Genomic DNA, 15,639 nt, shown 5'->3' on the forward strand with positions numbered 1-15,639 from the left:
GGGCGGCGGGTGTCGGCTTGACGCCGCCGCCACCGCCACCACCGCAGGCGGCCAGGCTCAGGGCCACGCCGACGGCAAACGCCAACTGGTGCCAACGCAGGCCGCGTCCGGCCTTGCCAACCTCATGCGGTTTCATGCGGTTCTCCCTCCCCTTGTCCCTGGACGAAGCTCACCACCTCGAGGAGCCGGCGCCCGGCAATACAAGGCGGCATGGCCCCGGTGGAAGCGCAGTGTCGCACAATGCCGTTACGGTAGATGTCAACGCACGCTCCCGGTTTGCCGCACTGCGCCAAGCGCTGCGATAATCGGGCCACCGCTTTCCCCCCGGCGCCAGTCGCCATTCGCACACCGCGGAGTTCCCCCATGTCGGACATCAGCATCGTCATCGCAGGTGCCAAGCGCACCGCCATCGGTTCCTTCCTCGGCCAGTTCACCGGCGTACCCACCCCGAAACTGGGCGCCGCCGCGATCCGTGCCGCGCTGGAGCAGTCCGGCGTGGCCGCGGCGGACGTCGGCGAGGTGATCATGGGCTGCGTGCTCCCGGCCAACCTGGGCCAGGCGCCGGCGCGCCAGGCCTCGCTGGAAGCCGGGCTTCCGCCCGCCGCCGGCTGCACCACCATCAACAAGGTGTGCGGCTCGGGCATGAAGGCGATCATGCTGGGCCACGACCTGATCAAGGCCGGCTCGGCGAAGGTGGTGGTGGCCGGCGGCATGGAGTCGATGACCAACGCGCCGCACATGGTGCAGGCCCGCACCGGCATCCGCTACGGCGACGGCAAGCTGGTCGACCACATGGCCTGGGACGGCCTCACCAACCCCTACGACGGCAAGGCGATGGGCGTGTTCGCCGAGTCCTGCGCGGACAAGTACCACTTCACCCGCGAGGCGCAGGACGCCTTCGCCACCGAGTCGGTCAACCGCGCCAAGGCGGCACAGCAATCCGGCGCGTTCGCCGGCGAGATCGTTCCGGTCACCGTGGCCGGCCGCAAGGGCGACGTGGTGGCGGATACCGACGAGCAGCCCAGCCGCTCCGACGTCAGCAAGATCCCCACGCTGAAGCCCGCCTTCCGCAAGGAGAACGGCACCATCACCGCGGCCAGCTCCTCCAGCATCTCCGACGGCGCCGCCGCCGTGGTGCTGCTGTCGGCCGACGACGCCAAGGCGCGCGGGCTCAAGCCGCTGGCCCGCATCGTGGCGCACGCCACCCACTCGCAGGAGCCGGAATGGTTCACCACCGCCCCGGTGGGCGCGATCCAGAAGGTGCTTGAAAAAGCCGGCTGGAAGGTCGGCGACGTCGACCTGTTCGAGGTCAACGAGGCGTTCGCGGTGGTGGCCATGGCGCCGATCGAGGAACTCGGCATCTCCCACGACAAGCTCAACGTCAACGGCGGCGCCTGCGCGCTGGGGCATCCGATCGGCGCCAGCGGCGCCCGCCTGGTGGTGACCCTGCTCAATGCGTTGAAGACCCGCGGCCTCAAGCGCGGCATCGCCACCCTGTGCATCGGCGGCGGCGAAGCCACTGCCCTGGCGGTGGAATGCCTGGACTGAATCACGCGGCCATGACGATGGCGTCCAGATACTTTCCCCTGAAAGCGCATTGAACCGCCTTTCAACGGAATCTGAAGCGCCACAACGAAAGATATGGCGCAAGTCACGGGAAAGCGGTATTAATACACGGCCAAACGGCATTCCACGGCATAGGAGATTCAACATGAAGTTCACGCGTACCCTACTCGCCTCCGCGCTCGTCGCGCTGCTGGCGGCTTGCAGCAACGGCGCGCAGGATTCCGCGCAGAGCGCCCAGCAGTCCGCTGACCAGGCTCAGCAGTCCGCCGACCAGGCGCAGAAGGCTGCCGAGCAGGCTCCGGGCACCGCCACCCAGCAGGCTGCCGACCAGGCCGCCACGGCTGCTTCGGCCGCCAACCAGGCCGCCGACCAGGCCCAGCAGGCTGCCACCGCCGCCTCCGCTCCGGCCGCTGCCGCCTCCTCGGCTGTCGACGCTGCCAAGGACGCCGCCAGCAATGCTGCCGACGCCGCCAAGAATGCAGCCGACTCCGCCAAGGACGCTGCTGGCAAGGCGAAGGACGCCGCCGACAAGGCCAAGGACGCGATGAAGGGTCACTGATCCCTTCGGCTTTGCGTTCCGAAGAAACGGCCGCCCATCGGGCGGCCGTTTCTTTTGGCGTGTGCGTGCATTTGGCGATGCGCGCGCAAATCGGATGAACGGCCGATCCTTCCCGCCGTGCCCGGTTTTTTGCATTCGCCCGGGAACGCCGGAATCAAACACGCGGCGCAGCCGCTATCATCCACGGTTCCATCACCAGGGCCGCCGTGCATGAGTGCCATCGTCTCGCAGATCGATCCGCGTACTCCCGAGTTTCGGGCCGGCAGCGAACGCCTGCGCAAGCTGGCCGACGAGCTGCGCGGCGAGCTGGCGCGCAACGCCGAGGGCGGTGGCGCGAAGGCGCGCGAGAAGCACGTCGCCCGCGGCAAGCTGCTGCCGCGCGAACGCATCCGCGCCCTGCTCGATCCCGGCTCGCCGTTCCTGGAGCTGTCGCCGCTGGCCGCGCACGGCATGTACGACGATGCCGCTCCCGCCGCCGGCATCATCACCGGCATCGGCCGCGTCAATGGCATCGAGGTGGTGGTGGTCGCCAACGACGCCACGGTGAAGGGCGGCACCTATTTCCCGATGACGGTGAAGAAGCACCTGCGTGCGCAGGAGGTGGCGCTGGAAAATCGCCTGCCCTGCGTCTACCTGGTGGACTCCGGCGGCGCCTTCCTGCCGCTGCAGGACGAGGTGTTTCCGGACAAGGAACACTTCGGCCGCATCTTCTACAACCAGGCGCGCATGTCGGGCCTCGGCATCCCGCAGATCGCGGTGGTGATGGGCTCGTGCACCGCCGGCGGCGCCTACGTGCCGGCGATGAGCGACGAGACCATCATCGTGCGCGAACAGGGCACGATCTTCCTGGGCGGCCCGCCGCTGGTGAAGGCGGCCACCGGCGAGGTGGTCGACGCCGAGACGCTGGGCGGCGCGGACGTCCACACCTCCATCTCGGGCGTGGCCGACCACTACGCCGAGAACGACGCGCACGCGCTGAGCATCGCGCGCGACATCGTGGCCAGCCTCAACCGCAGCAAGGCCATGCCGCTGGCGCTGCGCGAACCGGCCGAGCCGAAGTACGCGGCCGAGGAACTGTACGGCGTGATCCCCGAGGACACCCGCCGCCCGTTCGACATCCGCGAAGTAATCGCGCGCATCGTCGACGGCTCGGAGCTGCACGAGTTCAAGGCGCGCTACGGCAAGACCCTGGTCTGCGGCTTCGCCCACATCCACGGCTACCCGGTGGGCATCGTCGCCAACAACGGCATCCTGTTCGCCGAGAGCGCGCTCAAGGGCGCGCATTTCATCGAGCTGTGCAACCAGCGCAATGTGCCGCTGGTGTTCCTGCAGAACATCACCGGCTTCATGGTCGGCAAGAAGTACGAGCAGGCCGGCATCGCGAAGGACGGCGCCAAGATGGTGACCGCCGTGGCCTGCTCGCACGTGCCGAAGTTCACCGTGGTGATCGGCGGCAGCTTCGGCGCCGGCAACTACGCCATGTGCGGTCGCGCCTACGGCGCCCGCTTCCTGTGGATGTGGCCGAACGCGCGCATCAGCGTGATGGGCGGCGAACAGGCCGCATCGGTGCTCGCCACGGTGAAGCGCGACGGCATCGAGGCCGGCGGCAAGTCGTGGAGCGCGGAAGAGGAAGATGCCTTCAAGACGCCGATCCGCGAGCAGTACGAACGCCAGGGCCACCCGTACTACGCCAGCGCGCGGCTGTGGGACGACGGCATCATCGATCCGGTCGACACCCGTCGCGTGCTGGGGCTGGCGATCTCCGCGTCGATGAACGCGCCGATCGAACCGCAGCGCTACGGCGTGTTCCGCATGTAGGTCGCGGCGCGAACGCTCAGTGCGAGCGCGGCCGGAAATGCAGCGGCATCGGCTCCACGGCCATCCGGGCATGACCGGATGTGTCGGGACCACGCGATGTGGCGGAAGCCGGCGCGACGGCAGCCGGCTTCTTCGGCCCGCAGGCGCCGCAGGTGGCGCAGCCGTCGGCGCAGTTGCCGGTAGCCTGCTTCGGCTGCAGCCGGCGCCCCAGCATGCGCGCCAGCCGCGACTCGTGCCGCGACAACCGGATCGAGGCCGCCGCCAGCCAGCGGTTGGTGAGCTGCGGCGCCAGCTTGCGGAACACCACCAGCGCGCTGACCGCCACGATCAGGGCCAGCACGATGTATTGCACCAGCAGCCCATTGCTCATGTCAGCGCGCTCGCGATCTGGTAGACGAGGAAGGACGCCGCGTACGCCATCACGAACTGGTAGCCGAACGACAGCGCCACCACGCGCCACGCGCCGGTCTCGCGCTTGATCACCGCCAGCGTGGACATGCACTGCGGCGCATAGGCGAACCACACCAGCAGCGACAGCGCGCTGGCCAGCGACACCTGCGAGGCGAGCGCCGGCGCCAGCGCGCCCGCGTCGCCGCCCACCGCGTACACCGTGGCCAGCGCCGCCACCGCGGTCTCGCGCGCGGCGAACGCCGGGATCAGCGCCAGGCTCATCTGCCAGTTGAAGCCGATCGGCCCGAACAGGTGCGCGAGGCCGCGCCCCAACTGGCCGGCGAAGCTGTAGTCGATCGCCGGCTCGGTGGCGCCGGCCGGCGGCGCGGGGAAACTGGACAGCGCCCACATCAGCACGGTGAGCGCGAGGATCACGCCGGTCAACCGCTTCAGGAAGATCATGCCGCGCTCGTACAGGCCGATCGCCACGTCGCGCACCTTGGGCAGGCGATACGACGGCAGCTCCATCAGCAGCGCGTGCTCGCTGCGGTCGCGGCGGATGCGCTTCATCACCCAGCCCACCAGCATCGCGCCGAGGATGCCCGCGACGTACAGCGCGAACAGCACCAGGCCTTGCAGGTTGAACACGCCGAGCACCGCGTGCGCGGGAATGAAGGCGCCGATCAGCAGCGCATACACCGGCAGCCGCGCCGAACACGTCATCAGCGGCGCCACCAGGATGGTGGCGAGCCGGTCGCGCGGATCGGTGATCGAGCGCGTGCCCATGATGCCGGGGATCGCGCAGGCGAAACTGGACAGCAGCGGGATGAACGAACGCCCGGTCAACCCCACCGACACCATCAGGCGATCCAGCAGGAAGGCCGCGCGCGGCAGGTAGCCCGACTCCTCCAGCGTGAGGATGAAGAAGAACAGCACCAGGATCTGCGGCAGGAAGCCCAGCACCGTGCCGAGGCCGGTGAAGATGCCGTCGGTGACCAGGCCGCGCAGCGGCCCGGCTGGCAGCGACGCTGCCAGGTACTCGCCCAGTTGGCCGAAGCCGTCGCCGATCAGGTCGGTCATCGGCTTGCCCAGCGAATACACCGCCTGGAACACCAGGAACATCACCACCGCGAGGATGGCCAGGCCGAACACCGGATGCAGCGCCCAGCGGTCCAGCGCGTCGTCCACCGCCGCGGTCTGCCGCGGCATGCTCACCGTGGCGGCGAGCAGCTCGCGCACCTCGGCGTGCAGGTCGACCCGGCTGGCCGGGTCGTCGGCCTGTACCGGAGCCGGCAGCGGCAGTTCGCCGTCCACGCGCGCCACCAGCGCCTTCGCGCCGCCGCGCCTCACCGCCACGGTTTCCACCACCGGCAGGCCCAGCCGGCGCGACAGCTCCGGTACGTCGATCGCGATGTCGCGTCGGCGCGCCGCGTCCATCATGTTCAGGGCCAGCACCACCGGCCGCCCCAGCCGCCGCACTTCCAGCAGGAAGCGCAGGTGCAGGCGCAGGTTGGTGGCGTCGGCCACGCAGACGATCAGGTCGGGCGGCGCCTCGCCGGGGTAGTTGCCCTCCAGCACGTCGCGGGTGATCTGCTCGTCCGGGCTGACCGCGTCGAAGCTGTAGGCGCCCGGCAGGTCGAGGATCTGCAGCACGCGCCCGGACGGCGCGACGAAGCGCCCTTCCTTGCGTTCCACCGTGACGCCGGCGTAGTTCGCCACCTTCTGCCGGCCGCCGGTGAGCAGGTTGAACAGCGCGGTCTTGCCGCAGTTCGGGTTGCCGACCAGGGCGATGCGCAGCGCGTCGGCGCTCATGCCGCCACCTCGGCCCGCACGCTGACCCGGGCCGCCTCGGCCCGTCGCAGGGCGAAGCGGGTGAAGCCGATCTGCACCAGCAGCGGATCGGCGCCCAGCGGCGCGCACGCAACCACCCGCACCGCTTCGCCGTCGACGAAGCCCAGGTCGCGCAAACGCTGCGCAATGGCATCGTTCGCGTGGGCATCGTCCACGCGATCCACCACGGCGGCAGTACCCTTCGACAGATCGGACAGGCGCACGACAGAACCGGCTACAAATAAGAATGGTTCGCATTGTAACCACATTTCGCGTTTGGTGCAGCGCCACCCGGCAAGCGTTGCCGGCGGTTTAAAATGCCGGCTTCCCCGCGCGGAATCCGTCCATGCCGTCTGCCGTACTGACCACCGACCGCGCCGGCGTGCGCACGCTCGCCATGCATCGCCCCGAGGTGCACAACGCGTTCGACGACGCGCTGATCGCGGAACTCACGGCCGCCGTCGAGGATGCCGGCCGCGATCCTGCGGTGCGTGTCGTGGTGCTCACCGGCAGCGGCGCGAGTTTCTCCGCCGGCGCGGACCTCAACTGGATGCGCGGCATGGCCGGCGCCAGCGAGCAGGAAAACCGCGACGACTCGCTGCGCCTCGCGCGCTTGATGCGCAGCCTGCAGTTCTGCCCCAAGCCCACCGTCGCCCGCGTCAACGGCGCGGCCTACGGCGGCGGCGTGGGCCTGGTCGCCTGCTGCGACATCGCGATCGCCGCGGACGGCGCGAAGTTCGGCCTCACCGAGGTGAAGCTGGGCCTGGTGCCCGCGGTGATCTCGCCCTGCGTGGTCGCCGCGATCGGCCTGCGCCAGGCGCGCAAGCTGTTCCTCACCGGCGAGATTTTCGACGCCGCCGAGGCGCGGCGCATCGGCCTGCTGCACCAGGTCGTCGCGCCCGAGGCGCTGGACGAGGCTGTGGCCTTCGCGCTGAAGCTGCTCGCCAAGGCCGGCCCCCAGGCGCAGCGCGAGGCCAAGCAATTGGCCTTCCGCATGGGTGGCCTCGCCGAGGCCGCCGCCGAGCGCATCGACCGGGACAACGCTGCGCTGATCGCCCGCCTGCGCGTGTCGCCGGAAGGCCAGGAAGGGCTCACCGCCTTCCTCGACAAGCGTGCGCCGGCATGGACCGCGCCCTGACCCGCCCCGCGTTTTTTGCTGCGCTGCGCATCGGCGCGACGACGCGCATCTGCTAGCTTTCCGGGGCTTTGCCCCGCACGTACGGCCAAGGAACCCGCATGTTCGAACGCGTACTGATCGCCAACCGCGGCGAGATCGCCTGCCGCGTGATCCGCACCTGCCGCCGGCTGGGCATCCGCAGCATCGCGGTGTATTCGGAAGCGGACCGCGACGCCCAGCACGTGCGCCTCGCCGACGAGGCATGGCCGATCGGCGGCCCGCGTCCGGCCGAGTCCTACCTGCGCGGCGACGCCATCGTCGAGGTGGCGAAGAAGAGCGGCGCGCAGGCGATCCATCCCGGCTATGGCTTCCTTTCCGAGAACACCGACTTCGCCCGCGCCTGCGTGGCGGCCGGCATCGCCTTCATCGGCCCCGACCCGGCCAGCATCGAGGCGATGGGCTCCAAGTCCGCCGCCAAGGCGCTGATGTCGAAGCACGACGTGCCGCTGGTGCCCGGCTACCACGGCGACAACCAGGACAGCGCCTTCCTCGCCGCCAAGGCGCGCGAGGTCGGCTATCCACTGATCCTCAAGCCCGCGGCGGGCGGCGGCGGCAAGGGCATGCAGATCGTGCGCGAAGACGCGGCCTTTCCCGAGGCGCTGGCCACCGCGCAGCGCGTGGCGCTGGCCGCCTTCGGCGATGCCACCATGCTGCTGGAGCGCTACGTCGAACATCCGCGCCACATCGAGTTCCAGATCTTCGGCGACCGCCACGGCCACGTGATCCACCTCGACGAGCGCGAGTGCTCGGCGCAGCGCCGCTACCAGAAGGTGCTGGAGGAAACCCCCTCGCCCTTCCTCACCCCGGATACGCGCGCCGCGATGGGCGCGGCCGCGGTGGCCGCCGCGCGCGCGGTGAACTACGTGGGCGCGGGCACGGTGGAGTTCATCGTCGGTCCCGCCGGCGATTTCCACTTCATGGAAATGAACACCCGCCTGCAGGTCGAGCACCCGGTCACCGAACTCACCCACGGCGTGGATCTCGTGGAGTGGCAACTGCGCATCGCCAACGGCGAAGCGCTGCCGCTCACGCAGGAACAGGTGACCTCGCACGGCCACGCCATCGAGGTGCGCCTGTACGCGGAAGATCCCGAGCAGAACTTCCTGCCCGGCTCCGGCAAGCTGCAGACGCTGCGCCTGCCCGCGCCTTCGCGCCACGTGCGCATCGACGGCGGCGTGGTGCAGGGCGACACGGTGACGATCTTCTACGACCCGATGATCGCCAAGCTGATCGTGTGGGACGAGGATCGCCCGCAGGCGCTGCAGCGCCTGCGCGAGGCGCTGGCCGAATGCGAGATCGAGGGGCCGAAATCCAATATCGCGTTCCTCGAACGGCTGGCGCGCCATCCCGCCGTGGTCGAGGCGCGCATCGACACCGGTTACCTGGATCGCCACCTCGACGAATTCGTGAGCGGACAGGCGGAACCCGCGGCGCGCACGCTGTTCGCCGCCGCCACCGCCGCGCTGTTGCACGACGAGGCGCAGCTGGCGGCGAATCCCGCCGATCCGCACTCGCCCTGGGCCGCCGCCGATGCCTGGCGCGTGGGCCACGCCGGCAAGCGCGTGCTGGCGCTCACGCGCGGCGAGTCGCGCTTCGAGATCGAAGCCTACGGCCATGCCGGCGACTACCGCCTGCGCCATGGCGACAGCAGCTGCGAAGTGCACGGCGCACGTTTGGCCGACACCTCGCTCAGCGCCCGCTTCGACGACGAAGCCGAACGTTTCGGCCTGCGCGCGAACGCGCATCGCGTGCTGCTGCACGACGACGCCGGCCAGCGCTGGCGCCTCGACCGTGCCGCTGCCTACGCCTGGGCGTCGAAGGACGCCGCGGGCGGCAACCAGATCATCGCGCCCATGCCGGGCCGCATCGTGCTGGTGAAGGCCAAGGCCGGCGACACCGTCGAGGAAGGCCAGGAACTGCTGGTGATGGAGGCGATGAAGATGGAACTGGCCTTGAAGGCACCGCGCGCCGGCACCATCGAGAGCGTGTCCGCCGCGCAAGGCGACTTCGTCGAGGCCGACGCGGTGCTCGTGCGCTTCGACGCCTGACGCCCGAAGCCCTCTCCTTCACCCGGAACCGCCATGACCGCTTCCAACCATGTCCGCATCGTCGAAGTCGGCGCCCGCGACGGCTTGCAGAACGAGAAGACCCTGCTCCCGGCCGAAGTGAAGATCGCCCTGATCGACCGGCTCTCCTCCACCGGGCTCAAGACCATCGAGGCCACCAGCTTCGTGAGCCCGAAATGGGTGCCGCAGCTCGCCGACGCGGCCGAGGTGTTCACCGGCATCCGCAAGGTGCCGGGCGTGAGCTACCCGGTGCTGGTGCCGAACCTGCAGGGCTACGAGCGTGCCCGCGAAGTGGGCGCCGAAGAGATCGCCGTGTTCACCGCGGCCAGCGAAGCGTTCAACCGCAAGAACATCAACGCTTCCATCGACGAATCCATCGAGCGCTTCGTGCCGGTGCTGGAGCGCGCGAAGGCCGACGGCGTGGCGGTGCGCGGCTACGTCTCCACCGTGCTCGGCTGCCCCTACCAGGGCGAGGTGCCGGTGCGCGACGTGGTGCGCGTGGCCAGGCGCCTGCACGAACTCGGCTGCCACGAGATATCGCTGGGCGACACCATCGGCGTCGGCACGCCGGCCAAGGCGCGCGCGATGCTGCACGCGGTGGCGCAGGAAGTGCCCATGCACGCGCTGGCGGTGCATTTCCACGACACCTACGGCCAGGCGCTGGCGAACATCCTCGCCTGCCTGGAGGAAGGCGTGCGCGTGGTGGACAGCGCCGTCTCCGGCACCGGCGGCTGCCCGTACGCCAAGGGCGCCACCGGCAACGTGGCCAGCGAGGACGTGGCCTACATGCTGCACGGCATGGGCATGGAAACCGGCATCGACCTCGACCTGCTGATCGCCACCGGCGCGTGGCTGTCCGCCCAACTGCACAAGGACACCGCCAGCCGCGTCACCCGTGCGCGCACGGCGTCCGCTTGAACCGGCGAAGGTGACCGGGGCGGCAACGCCCGTCCCCGTCCGTCGTCCCGGCAGAAAATCCGGGCGGCGCATCGATGGCCCGGCTGCCCATGTCACGCGAGCCGCAGGAACGGCGAGGGTTCGCGCTCCACGAATTCGCGGCGCACGTGGGCCAGCAGGTCGCGCTGGCTGCCAAAGGGCAGCAGCGCCGCGGCCTCCTCCAGCGCGACCCAGCGGAACGCCGAGTGCTCGCCGTTGAGACGCACCTGCGCATCGTCGGCGATCCGCGCGACGAAGGCGGGCACCAGTTCGATGCTGTCGGACTGCGCCAGGTAGAAACTTTCGCAGTAGCTGGTGGCCCAGAAGCTCTGCGGCTGCAGCGCCGTTTCCTCGCGCAATTCGCGCAGCGCCGCCTGCCAGCCCGTCTCGCCGACCTCGACGTGGCCGGCGATGTAGCTCCACGCGCCGTCGAGATAGGCATCCGCCCGGCGCGCCAGCAGCATGCGCGTGCCCGCACCCGCGCCGCGCAGCGCGAGCACGGACACCATGGTGCTGCGCACCGGCAGGCCGCGCCCGGCATTCATGGCGCGACCAGCAGCTTGCGGCTGGCCTCGGCGCTGGACCGCGCCGCCACGCGCGCGAACCACGGGCCGATCCTGGGCAGGGAACGGTCGAAGGGCTGGTTGACGCCCGCACCGAAATCCAGCCAGACGTAGAGCCAGATGTCCGCGGCGCTGAAGCGCTCGCCGCACAGCCACGGCCCCGTGCCGAACAGGCCGTCCAGCCAGGCCAGGCGATCCTGCGCGATGCGTTTCAGCCCGGCCGCCGCCTCGGGGGCGACGGGGATGCGCGGCGCGAATCGCGGCAAACCCTCGGCGTAATGGAAGGCGTTGTGGATGAACTCGGTGACGTTGAGCTCCACCCGCCGCCACCATTGACGGGTCAGCGCGCGCTCTTCCGGGGTGCTGCCGATCAGCGCTGGCGCGGGATGCAGCTCCTCCAGGTATTCGGCGATCGCCACCGCCTCGGCCAGGGTCGCGCCGTCGTCGAGCCGCAGCGCGGGCGTCTGCCCGGCGGGATTCAGGGCAAGATAGGCCGCCTCGCGGTTTTCCCCGCGCATCACGTCCACCGCCACGGCCGGCAGGTGCAGGCCCTTCTCCAGCAGGAACATGCGCAGGCAGCGCGGCGCGGGGCTGATCGCGTCATAGACCAACATGGGCGGCTCCGGTGCGAGAATCTGCCGACACTACACCGCAAGCGCCCCCCAGTCGCCATGATCCAGGACTACTCCATCCGCCCCATCGAGCCGCGCGACGACGCCGCGGTCGCCGCGATCATCCGCACGGTGATGCCGGAGTTCGGCGCCGACGGCCCCGGCTTCGCGATCCACGACGCCGAGGTGGACGCGATGCATGCGGCCTACGCCCAGCCGCGCTGCAGCTACTTCGTGGTCGAACGCGACGGCCGCGTGGTCGGCGGCGGCGGGGTGGCGCCGCTGGTGAACGGCGAGCCGGACGTATGCGAACTGCGCAAGATGTATTTCCTGCCCGCGGCGCGCGGCGTCGGCGCCGGACAGGCCATGATGCAGCGCTGCCTGGACGCGGCGCGCGCCCATGGCTTCCGCCGCTGCTACCTGGAAACGCTCACCGGCATGGACGCGGCGCAGGCGCTGTACCGGCGCAACGGTTTCGTGCCGATCTGCGCGCCGATGGGCGGCACCGGCCACCACGGCTGCGACCGCTGGTTCATCCGCCAACTGTGAGGTGACCCCATGGCTAATCACGATGCCCGCGTCGACGCCTACATCGCCAAGTCCGCCGAATTCGCCCGGCCCATCCTCGAACACCTGCGTGCCGCGGTGCATGCAGCCTGCCCGGATGTCGCGGAAACGATCAAGTGGGGGATGCCGTTCTTCGTCCATCGCAATGCCTCGCTGTGCATGATGGCCGCGTTCAAGCAGCACTGCAGCTTCGGCTTCTGGCTGGGCAGGCAGGTCGCCGGGAAGAATGCGGGCGAAGGCATGGGCCAGTTCGGCAAGCTCGCCTCGGTGCAAGACCTGCCCGCGAAAAAGGTACTCATCGACCTCGTCAGGAAGGCGGCGGCCTTGAACGAAGCGGGCGTGAAACAAACGCGCCCCAAGGCCGGCGCGAAACCGCCGCCGGTGTTGCCGGACGACCTCGCCGCCTTGCTGGCCCAGCGCAAGCACGCCGCCGCCCGCAAGACCTGGGAAGCTTTCCCGCCCAGTTGCCAGCGCGAATACATCAACTGGATCGTCGAAGCGAAAACCGACGCCACCCGCCAGAAACGCCTCGCCACCACGCTGGAGTGGCTGGCCGAAGGCAAGCGCCGCAACTGGAAATACGAGAAGTGCTAGATCGACATCCAACGATCCGCATTGCCAGGGCAGGCGATGCCGAAGCCATCCACGCGATCTATGCGCCGCATGTCGAAAGCGGCGTCGCCACGTTCGAGAACGTATTGCCCGGGGTCGACGGCATGCGCGAACGCATGCTTGCGCGCCTGCCGCATTACCCGTGGCTCGTGTGGGAGGAAGGCGGCACGGTGCTGGCCTACGCCTATGCAGGACGCTTCCGCGAACGCGCCGCCTACGACTGGATCGCCGAGACCTCGATCTACGTGCATCCCGACGCGCAGCGCCGCGGCATCGCGCGTCGCCTCTACGGCACCCTGCTCGGCGTCATGCGCCTGCAAGGCCTCACCCAGGCGGTTGGCGTGATCACCCTGCCGGGCACGCCCAGCGTGACCCTGCATGAGGCGATGGGTTTCGCGCCGGCCGGCGTGTGGCGCAAGGCCGGGTGGAAGCTGGACGCCTGGTGGGATGTGGGCGTGTGGCAGAAGGAGTTGCAAGCGGCAACGCCCTCGCCGCCGGCGGTGACGCCGTTCGCAACGCTCGCTTCGACGCCGGCACTGCAGGCCCTGCTGCAACGCGATTCGTGAAAACGGCACGCCCGCTGTGCGGGCGTGCCGTCTGTGCATGCTTGTCCCAGCGACGGCCCGATTTTGCCGGTCATCCCGGCGAAAGCCGGAGGCGCTTCACGACAGCGAAGCTGGTCATCCAGCGCCTGCAAGCCTCGGCGTGCAGAGGCACTGGATTCCTGCCTTCGCAGGAATGACGAGCTTTCGCAGGAACGACGAGCAGGCAGTCGATTGGTCGGACTTCCCTAGTGGTTGAGCAACAGGTCGACGATCACGCCCGTGGCGATCGCCACCAGCAGGTAGTCGCCGCTGTCGCTGCGCACCCAGCGGTAGCCGCGCGGCGGTTCGCGCAAATGGGCGTCGCGCCAGTCGTACACCACGTAGCGGGTGCTGCGGTATTCCACCGGCAGATAGCCGCCGCGCTTGTACCAGCCCTCGTGGCGGCCGCGATCGTGCCAGTCCTTGTAATGCCCGTAGGCATGTCCGCGGCCATGGCCGTCGCCGTCGCCATGGCGCGCGTAACGGTCGCCGTCGTCGTACCCGCGGCCGCGATTGCCGTCATCCTGCCGATGGTCGCGACCCCGATCGTGTCCCCGGTCCTGTCCCTGGTCGTATCCACCATCCTGTCCGCGACCATGGTCCTGCGCCAGCGCGGAGCCGCCGGCCAGCATCAGCATCGCGCCACACACCACTGCCAGACCTTGCAGCTTCTTCATGTCGATCTCCACCTGATGGACCATGGAACCCGTCCGCATCGTACCGGCCGCCACCCGGCTCCCGCGTGCGACCCGGCACAAAATTCGTCCGCGGCGGCCCAACCCGGCATGAACCGTCGGCGCCCGGCAGGTTTCGCGTTCAGCCAGCAGCAACCGCCGCCGCTCGGCTAACATGAGCGACTTTCCGCTTCCGTTTCGGGGACTCCCATGCAGCTCGATCAGGTCAAGGCCATCATCACCGGCGGCGCCTCCGGTCTCGGCCACGCGGTGGCGCAGCACCTCGTCGCCCACGGCGGCAAGGTGACGCTGTTCGACGTCAACGAGGAAAAGGGCCACGCCGCCGCGCAGGCGCTGGGCGACGCGGCGCGCTTCCACAAGACCGACGTCACCAGCGAGGACGGCGTGGCCGCCAACGTGGCCGCCGCGCGCGAGGCCATGGGCGGGCTCAACGTGGTGATGAACTGCGCCGGCATCCTCGGCGCCGGCCGCGTGCTGGGCAAGGAAGGCCCGATGCCGCTGTCCACCTTCGCCACCACGGTGATGGTGAACCTGGTCGGCAGCTTCAACGTGGCCAAGGCCGCCGCCGCGCTGATGCAGGGCAACGAGGCCGGCGAGGACGGCGAGCGCGGCGTGATCGTCAACACCGCCAGCGTGGCCGCCTACGAAGGCCAGATCGGCCAGGCCGCCTACTCCGCGTCCAAGGGCGGCGTGGTCGGCATGACCCTGCCGATGGCGCGCGAGCTGTCGCGCTTCGGCATCCGCGTGGCGACCATCGCGCCGGGCATCTTCTGGACGCCGATGGTGGACGGCATGCCGCCCCAGGTGCAGGAGTCGCTCTCGGCTTCCATCCCCTTCCCCTCGCGCCTCGGCAAGCCGGAGGAGTTCGCCCAGACCGTGGCCTTCATCCTCGGCAACCGCTACATCAACGGCGAGACCATCCGCCTCGACGGCGCGGTGCGCCTGCAGCCCAAGTAAGCCGGGATTGGGGAGACGGGATTCGGGATACGCCAAGGCGCCAGTCCCGCGACATTCCGCTTTCCCGAATCCCAAATCCCGACTCCCCAATCCCGAGCATCCAATGAAAGCTTCCGACGTCAAGAAAGGCAACGTGGTCGAGCACGAAGGCACCGTGTACCAGGTGCGCGACATCGAGCGCAGCTCGCCCACCGCGCGCGGCGGCAACGTCACCTTCCGCTTCACGCTGTACTCCATCCCCGGCGGCCGCAAGTACGACCTCAGCCTGCGTGCCGACGACGACCTGAAGGAGATGGACCTGGTGCGCCGCGCCGCGAACTTCTCCTACAAGGACGGCGAAGCCTTCGTGTTCATGGACGCGGAGGATTACACCCAGTACCTGCTCGGCCCCGAACTGGTGGGCGACAACGCCAGCTACATCGTCGAGGACGTGGAGGGCTACTACGTGCAGGTGATCGACGATGCGCCGGTGGGCCTGCAGGTGCCCACCAGCGTGGTGCTCACCGTGGTCGACACCGCGCCGGAGCTGAAGGGCGCCAGCGCCACCAAGCGCACCAAGCCCGCCAAGCTCAACACCGGCGTGGAAATCCAGGTGCCCGAGTACATCACCAACGACGAGAAGGTGTGGGTGAACACGCTTACCGGCGAGTTCGCCGGGCGGGCCTGACCGGCGGCGGGCAGACACCGCGGCCGCTTTTGCCATACTCC

General features: G+C 69.5%; 17 protein-coding genes. 11 read left to right on the forward strand and 6 right to left on the reverse strand.

Going from position 1 to position 15,639, the window contains the following annotated elements:
* Positions 1-363: 363 nt before the first annotated feature.
* The 3 genes from PCA_RS10960 (at position 364) to PCA_RS10970 (ending at position 3,943) form a co-directional block, all read left to right on the forward strand.
* On the forward strand, positions 364-1,548 hold the full coding sequence (locus tag PCA_RS10960) for an acetyl-CoA C-acyltransferase (protein ID WP_181302653.1): 1,185 nt from the start codon (positions 364-366) through the stop codon (positions 1,546-1,548).
* 163 nt (positions 1,549-1,711) lie between these two features.
* The gene (locus tag PCA_RS10965) at positions 1,712-2,125 is read left to right on the forward strand and encodes a hypothetical protein (protein ID WP_181302654.1); all 414 of its coding nucleotides are present in this window, start codon (positions 1,712-1,714) and stop codon (positions 2,123-2,125) included.
* 210 nt (positions 2,126-2,335) lie between these two features.
* Positions 2,336-3,943 carry a carboxyl transferase domain-containing protein gene (locus PCA_RS10970; protein ID WP_181302655.1) on the forward strand — a complete coding sequence of 536 codons (1,608 nt, stop codon included), beginning with the start codon at positions 2,336-2,338 and terminating at the stop codon, positions 3,941-3,943.
* Positions 3,944-3,959: 16 nt separating this feature from the next.
* Here the strand turns inward: PCA_RS10970 and PCA_RS10975 are convergent, their stop codons facing one another.
* The 3 genes from PCA_RS10975 to PCA_RS10985 are packed head-to-tail and all read right to left on the reverse strand — an operon-like array spanning position 3,960 to position 6,387.
* The gene (locus PCA_RS10975; protein WP_255436798.1) at positions 3,960-4,313 is read right to left on the reverse strand and encodes a DUF6587 family protein; all 354 of its coding nucleotides are present in this window, start codon (positions 4,311-4,313) and stop codon (positions 3,960-3,962) included.
* Positions 4,310-6,145 (reverse strand): ferrous iron transporter B, encoded by a 1,836-nt coding sequence (locus PCA_RS10980; RefSeq protein ID WP_181302656.1) that lies wholly within the window; start codon positions 6,143-6,145, stop codon positions 4,310-4,312. Before PCA_RS10980 ends, PCA_RS10975 begins: the two co-directional genes overlap by 4 nt.
* The gene (locus PCA_RS10985; protein WP_181302657.1) at positions 6,142-6,387 is read right to left on the reverse strand and encodes a FeoA family protein; all 246 of its coding nucleotides are present in this window, start codon (positions 6,385-6,387) and stop codon (positions 6,142-6,144) included. Before PCA_RS10985 ends, PCA_RS10980 begins: the two co-directional genes overlap by 4 nt.
* A 122-nt stretch (positions 6,388-6,509) precedes the next feature.
* Here PCA_RS10985 and PCA_RS10990 point away from each other — a divergent pair, with 122 nt between their 5' ends.
* The 3 genes from PCA_RS10990 (at position 6,510) to PCA_RS11000 (ending at position 10,324) form a co-directional block, all read left to right on the forward strand.
* Entirely contained in the window at positions 6,510-7,301 is a 792-nt protein-coding gene (locus tag PCA_RS10990) for an enoyl-CoA hydratase-related protein (RefSeq protein WP_181302658.1), read from the forward strand.
* A gap of 98 nt (positions 7,302-7,399) precedes the next feature.
* Positions 7,400-9,388, forward strand: a complete 1,989-nt coding sequence (locus tag PCA_RS10995; RefSeq protein ID WP_181302659.1) for a biotin carboxylase N-terminal domain-containing protein — start codon at positions 7,400-7,402, stop codon at positions 9,386-9,388.
* A gap of 33 nt (positions 9,389-9,421) precedes the next feature.
* Complete coding sequence (locus PCA_RS11000) at positions 9,422-10,324, forward strand: hydroxymethylglutaryl-CoA lyase (RefSeq protein ID WP_181302660.1); 903 nt, start codon at positions 9,422-9,424, stop codon at positions 10,322-10,324.
* A 92-nt stretch (positions 10,325-10,416) separates the two neighbouring features.
* Here PCA_RS11000 and PCA_RS11005 read toward each other — a convergent pair whose 3' ends face one another.
* Both PCA_RS11005 and PCA_RS11010 read right to left on the reverse strand, forming a co-directional pair.
* On the reverse strand, positions 10,417-10,887 hold the full coding sequence (locus PCA_RS11005) for an NUDIX domain-containing protein (RefSeq protein WP_181302661.1): 471 nt from the start codon (positions 10,885-10,887) through the stop codon (positions 10,417-10,419).
* Complete coding sequence (locus PCA_RS11010; RefSeq protein ID WP_181302662.1) at positions 10,884-11,519, reverse strand: glutathione S-transferase family protein; 636 nt, start codon at positions 11,517-11,519, stop codon at positions 10,884-10,886. The genes PCA_RS11005 and PCA_RS11010 overlap by 4 nt, the downstream gene beginning before the upstream one ends.
* 57 nt (positions 11,520-11,576) lie before the next feature.
* Here PCA_RS11010 and PCA_RS11015 point away from each other — a divergent pair, with 57 nt between their 5' ends.
* The 3 genes from PCA_RS11015 to PCA_RS11025 are packed head-to-tail and all read left to right on the forward strand — an operon-like array spanning position 11,577 to position 13,261.
* Positions 11,577-12,065 (forward strand): GNAT family N-acetyltransferase, encoded by a 489-nt coding sequence (locus PCA_RS11015; protein ID WP_181302663.1) that lies wholly within the window; start codon positions 11,577-11,579, stop codon positions 12,063-12,065.
* A 9-nt stretch (positions 12,066-12,074) separates the two neighbouring features.
* The gene (locus PCA_RS11020) at positions 12,075-12,677 is read left to right on the forward strand and encodes a YdeI/OmpD-associated family protein (RefSeq protein ID WP_181302664.1); all 603 of its coding nucleotides are present in this window, start codon (positions 12,075-12,077) and stop codon (positions 12,675-12,677) included.
* Positions 12,671-13,261: an N-acetyltransferase family protein gene (locus PCA_RS11025; RefSeq protein WP_343204439.1), complete on the forward strand. Its 591-nt coding sequence runs from the start codon at positions 12,671-12,673 to the stop codon at positions 13,259-13,261. The genes PCA_RS11020 and PCA_RS11025 overlap by 7 nt, the downstream gene beginning before the upstream one ends.
* Positions 13,262-13,485: 224 nt before the next feature.
* Here PCA_RS11025 and PCA_RS11030 read toward each other — a convergent pair whose 3' ends face one another.
* A complete protein-coding gene (locus tag PCA_RS11030) occupies positions 13,486-13,980 on the reverse strand; it encodes an RcnB family protein (RefSeq protein WP_255436799.1) in 495 nt (164 codons plus the stop codon).
* A 183-nt stretch (positions 13,981-14,163) separates the two neighbouring features.
* Between PCA_RS11030 and PCA_RS11035 the strand changes: the two genes are divergently transcribed.
* Together PCA_RS11035 and yeiP are read left to right on the forward strand one after the other, a co-directional pair.
* Positions 14,164-14,931, forward strand: coding sequence for an SDR family NAD(P)-dependent oxidoreductase (locus PCA_RS11035; RefSeq protein ID WP_181302665.1), 768 nt, complete (start codon positions 14,164-14,166; stop codon positions 14,929-14,931).
* A gap of 103 nt (positions 14,932-15,034) precedes the next feature.
* Positions 15,035-15,598 (forward strand): elongation factor P-like protein YeiP, encoded by a 564-nt coding sequence (gene yeiP / locus PCA_RS11040; RefSeq protein WP_181302666.1) that lies wholly within the window; start codon positions 15,035-15,037, stop codon positions 15,596-15,598.
* Positions 15,599-15,639 lie beyond the last annotated feature (41 nt).

It is taken from the genome of Rhodanobacter sp. PCA2 (assembly GCF_013620825.1).
In the GTDB taxonomy this organism is placed as follows: Bacteria; Pseudomonadota; Gammaproteobacteria; order Xanthomonadales; family Rhodanobacteraceae; genus Rhodanobacter_A.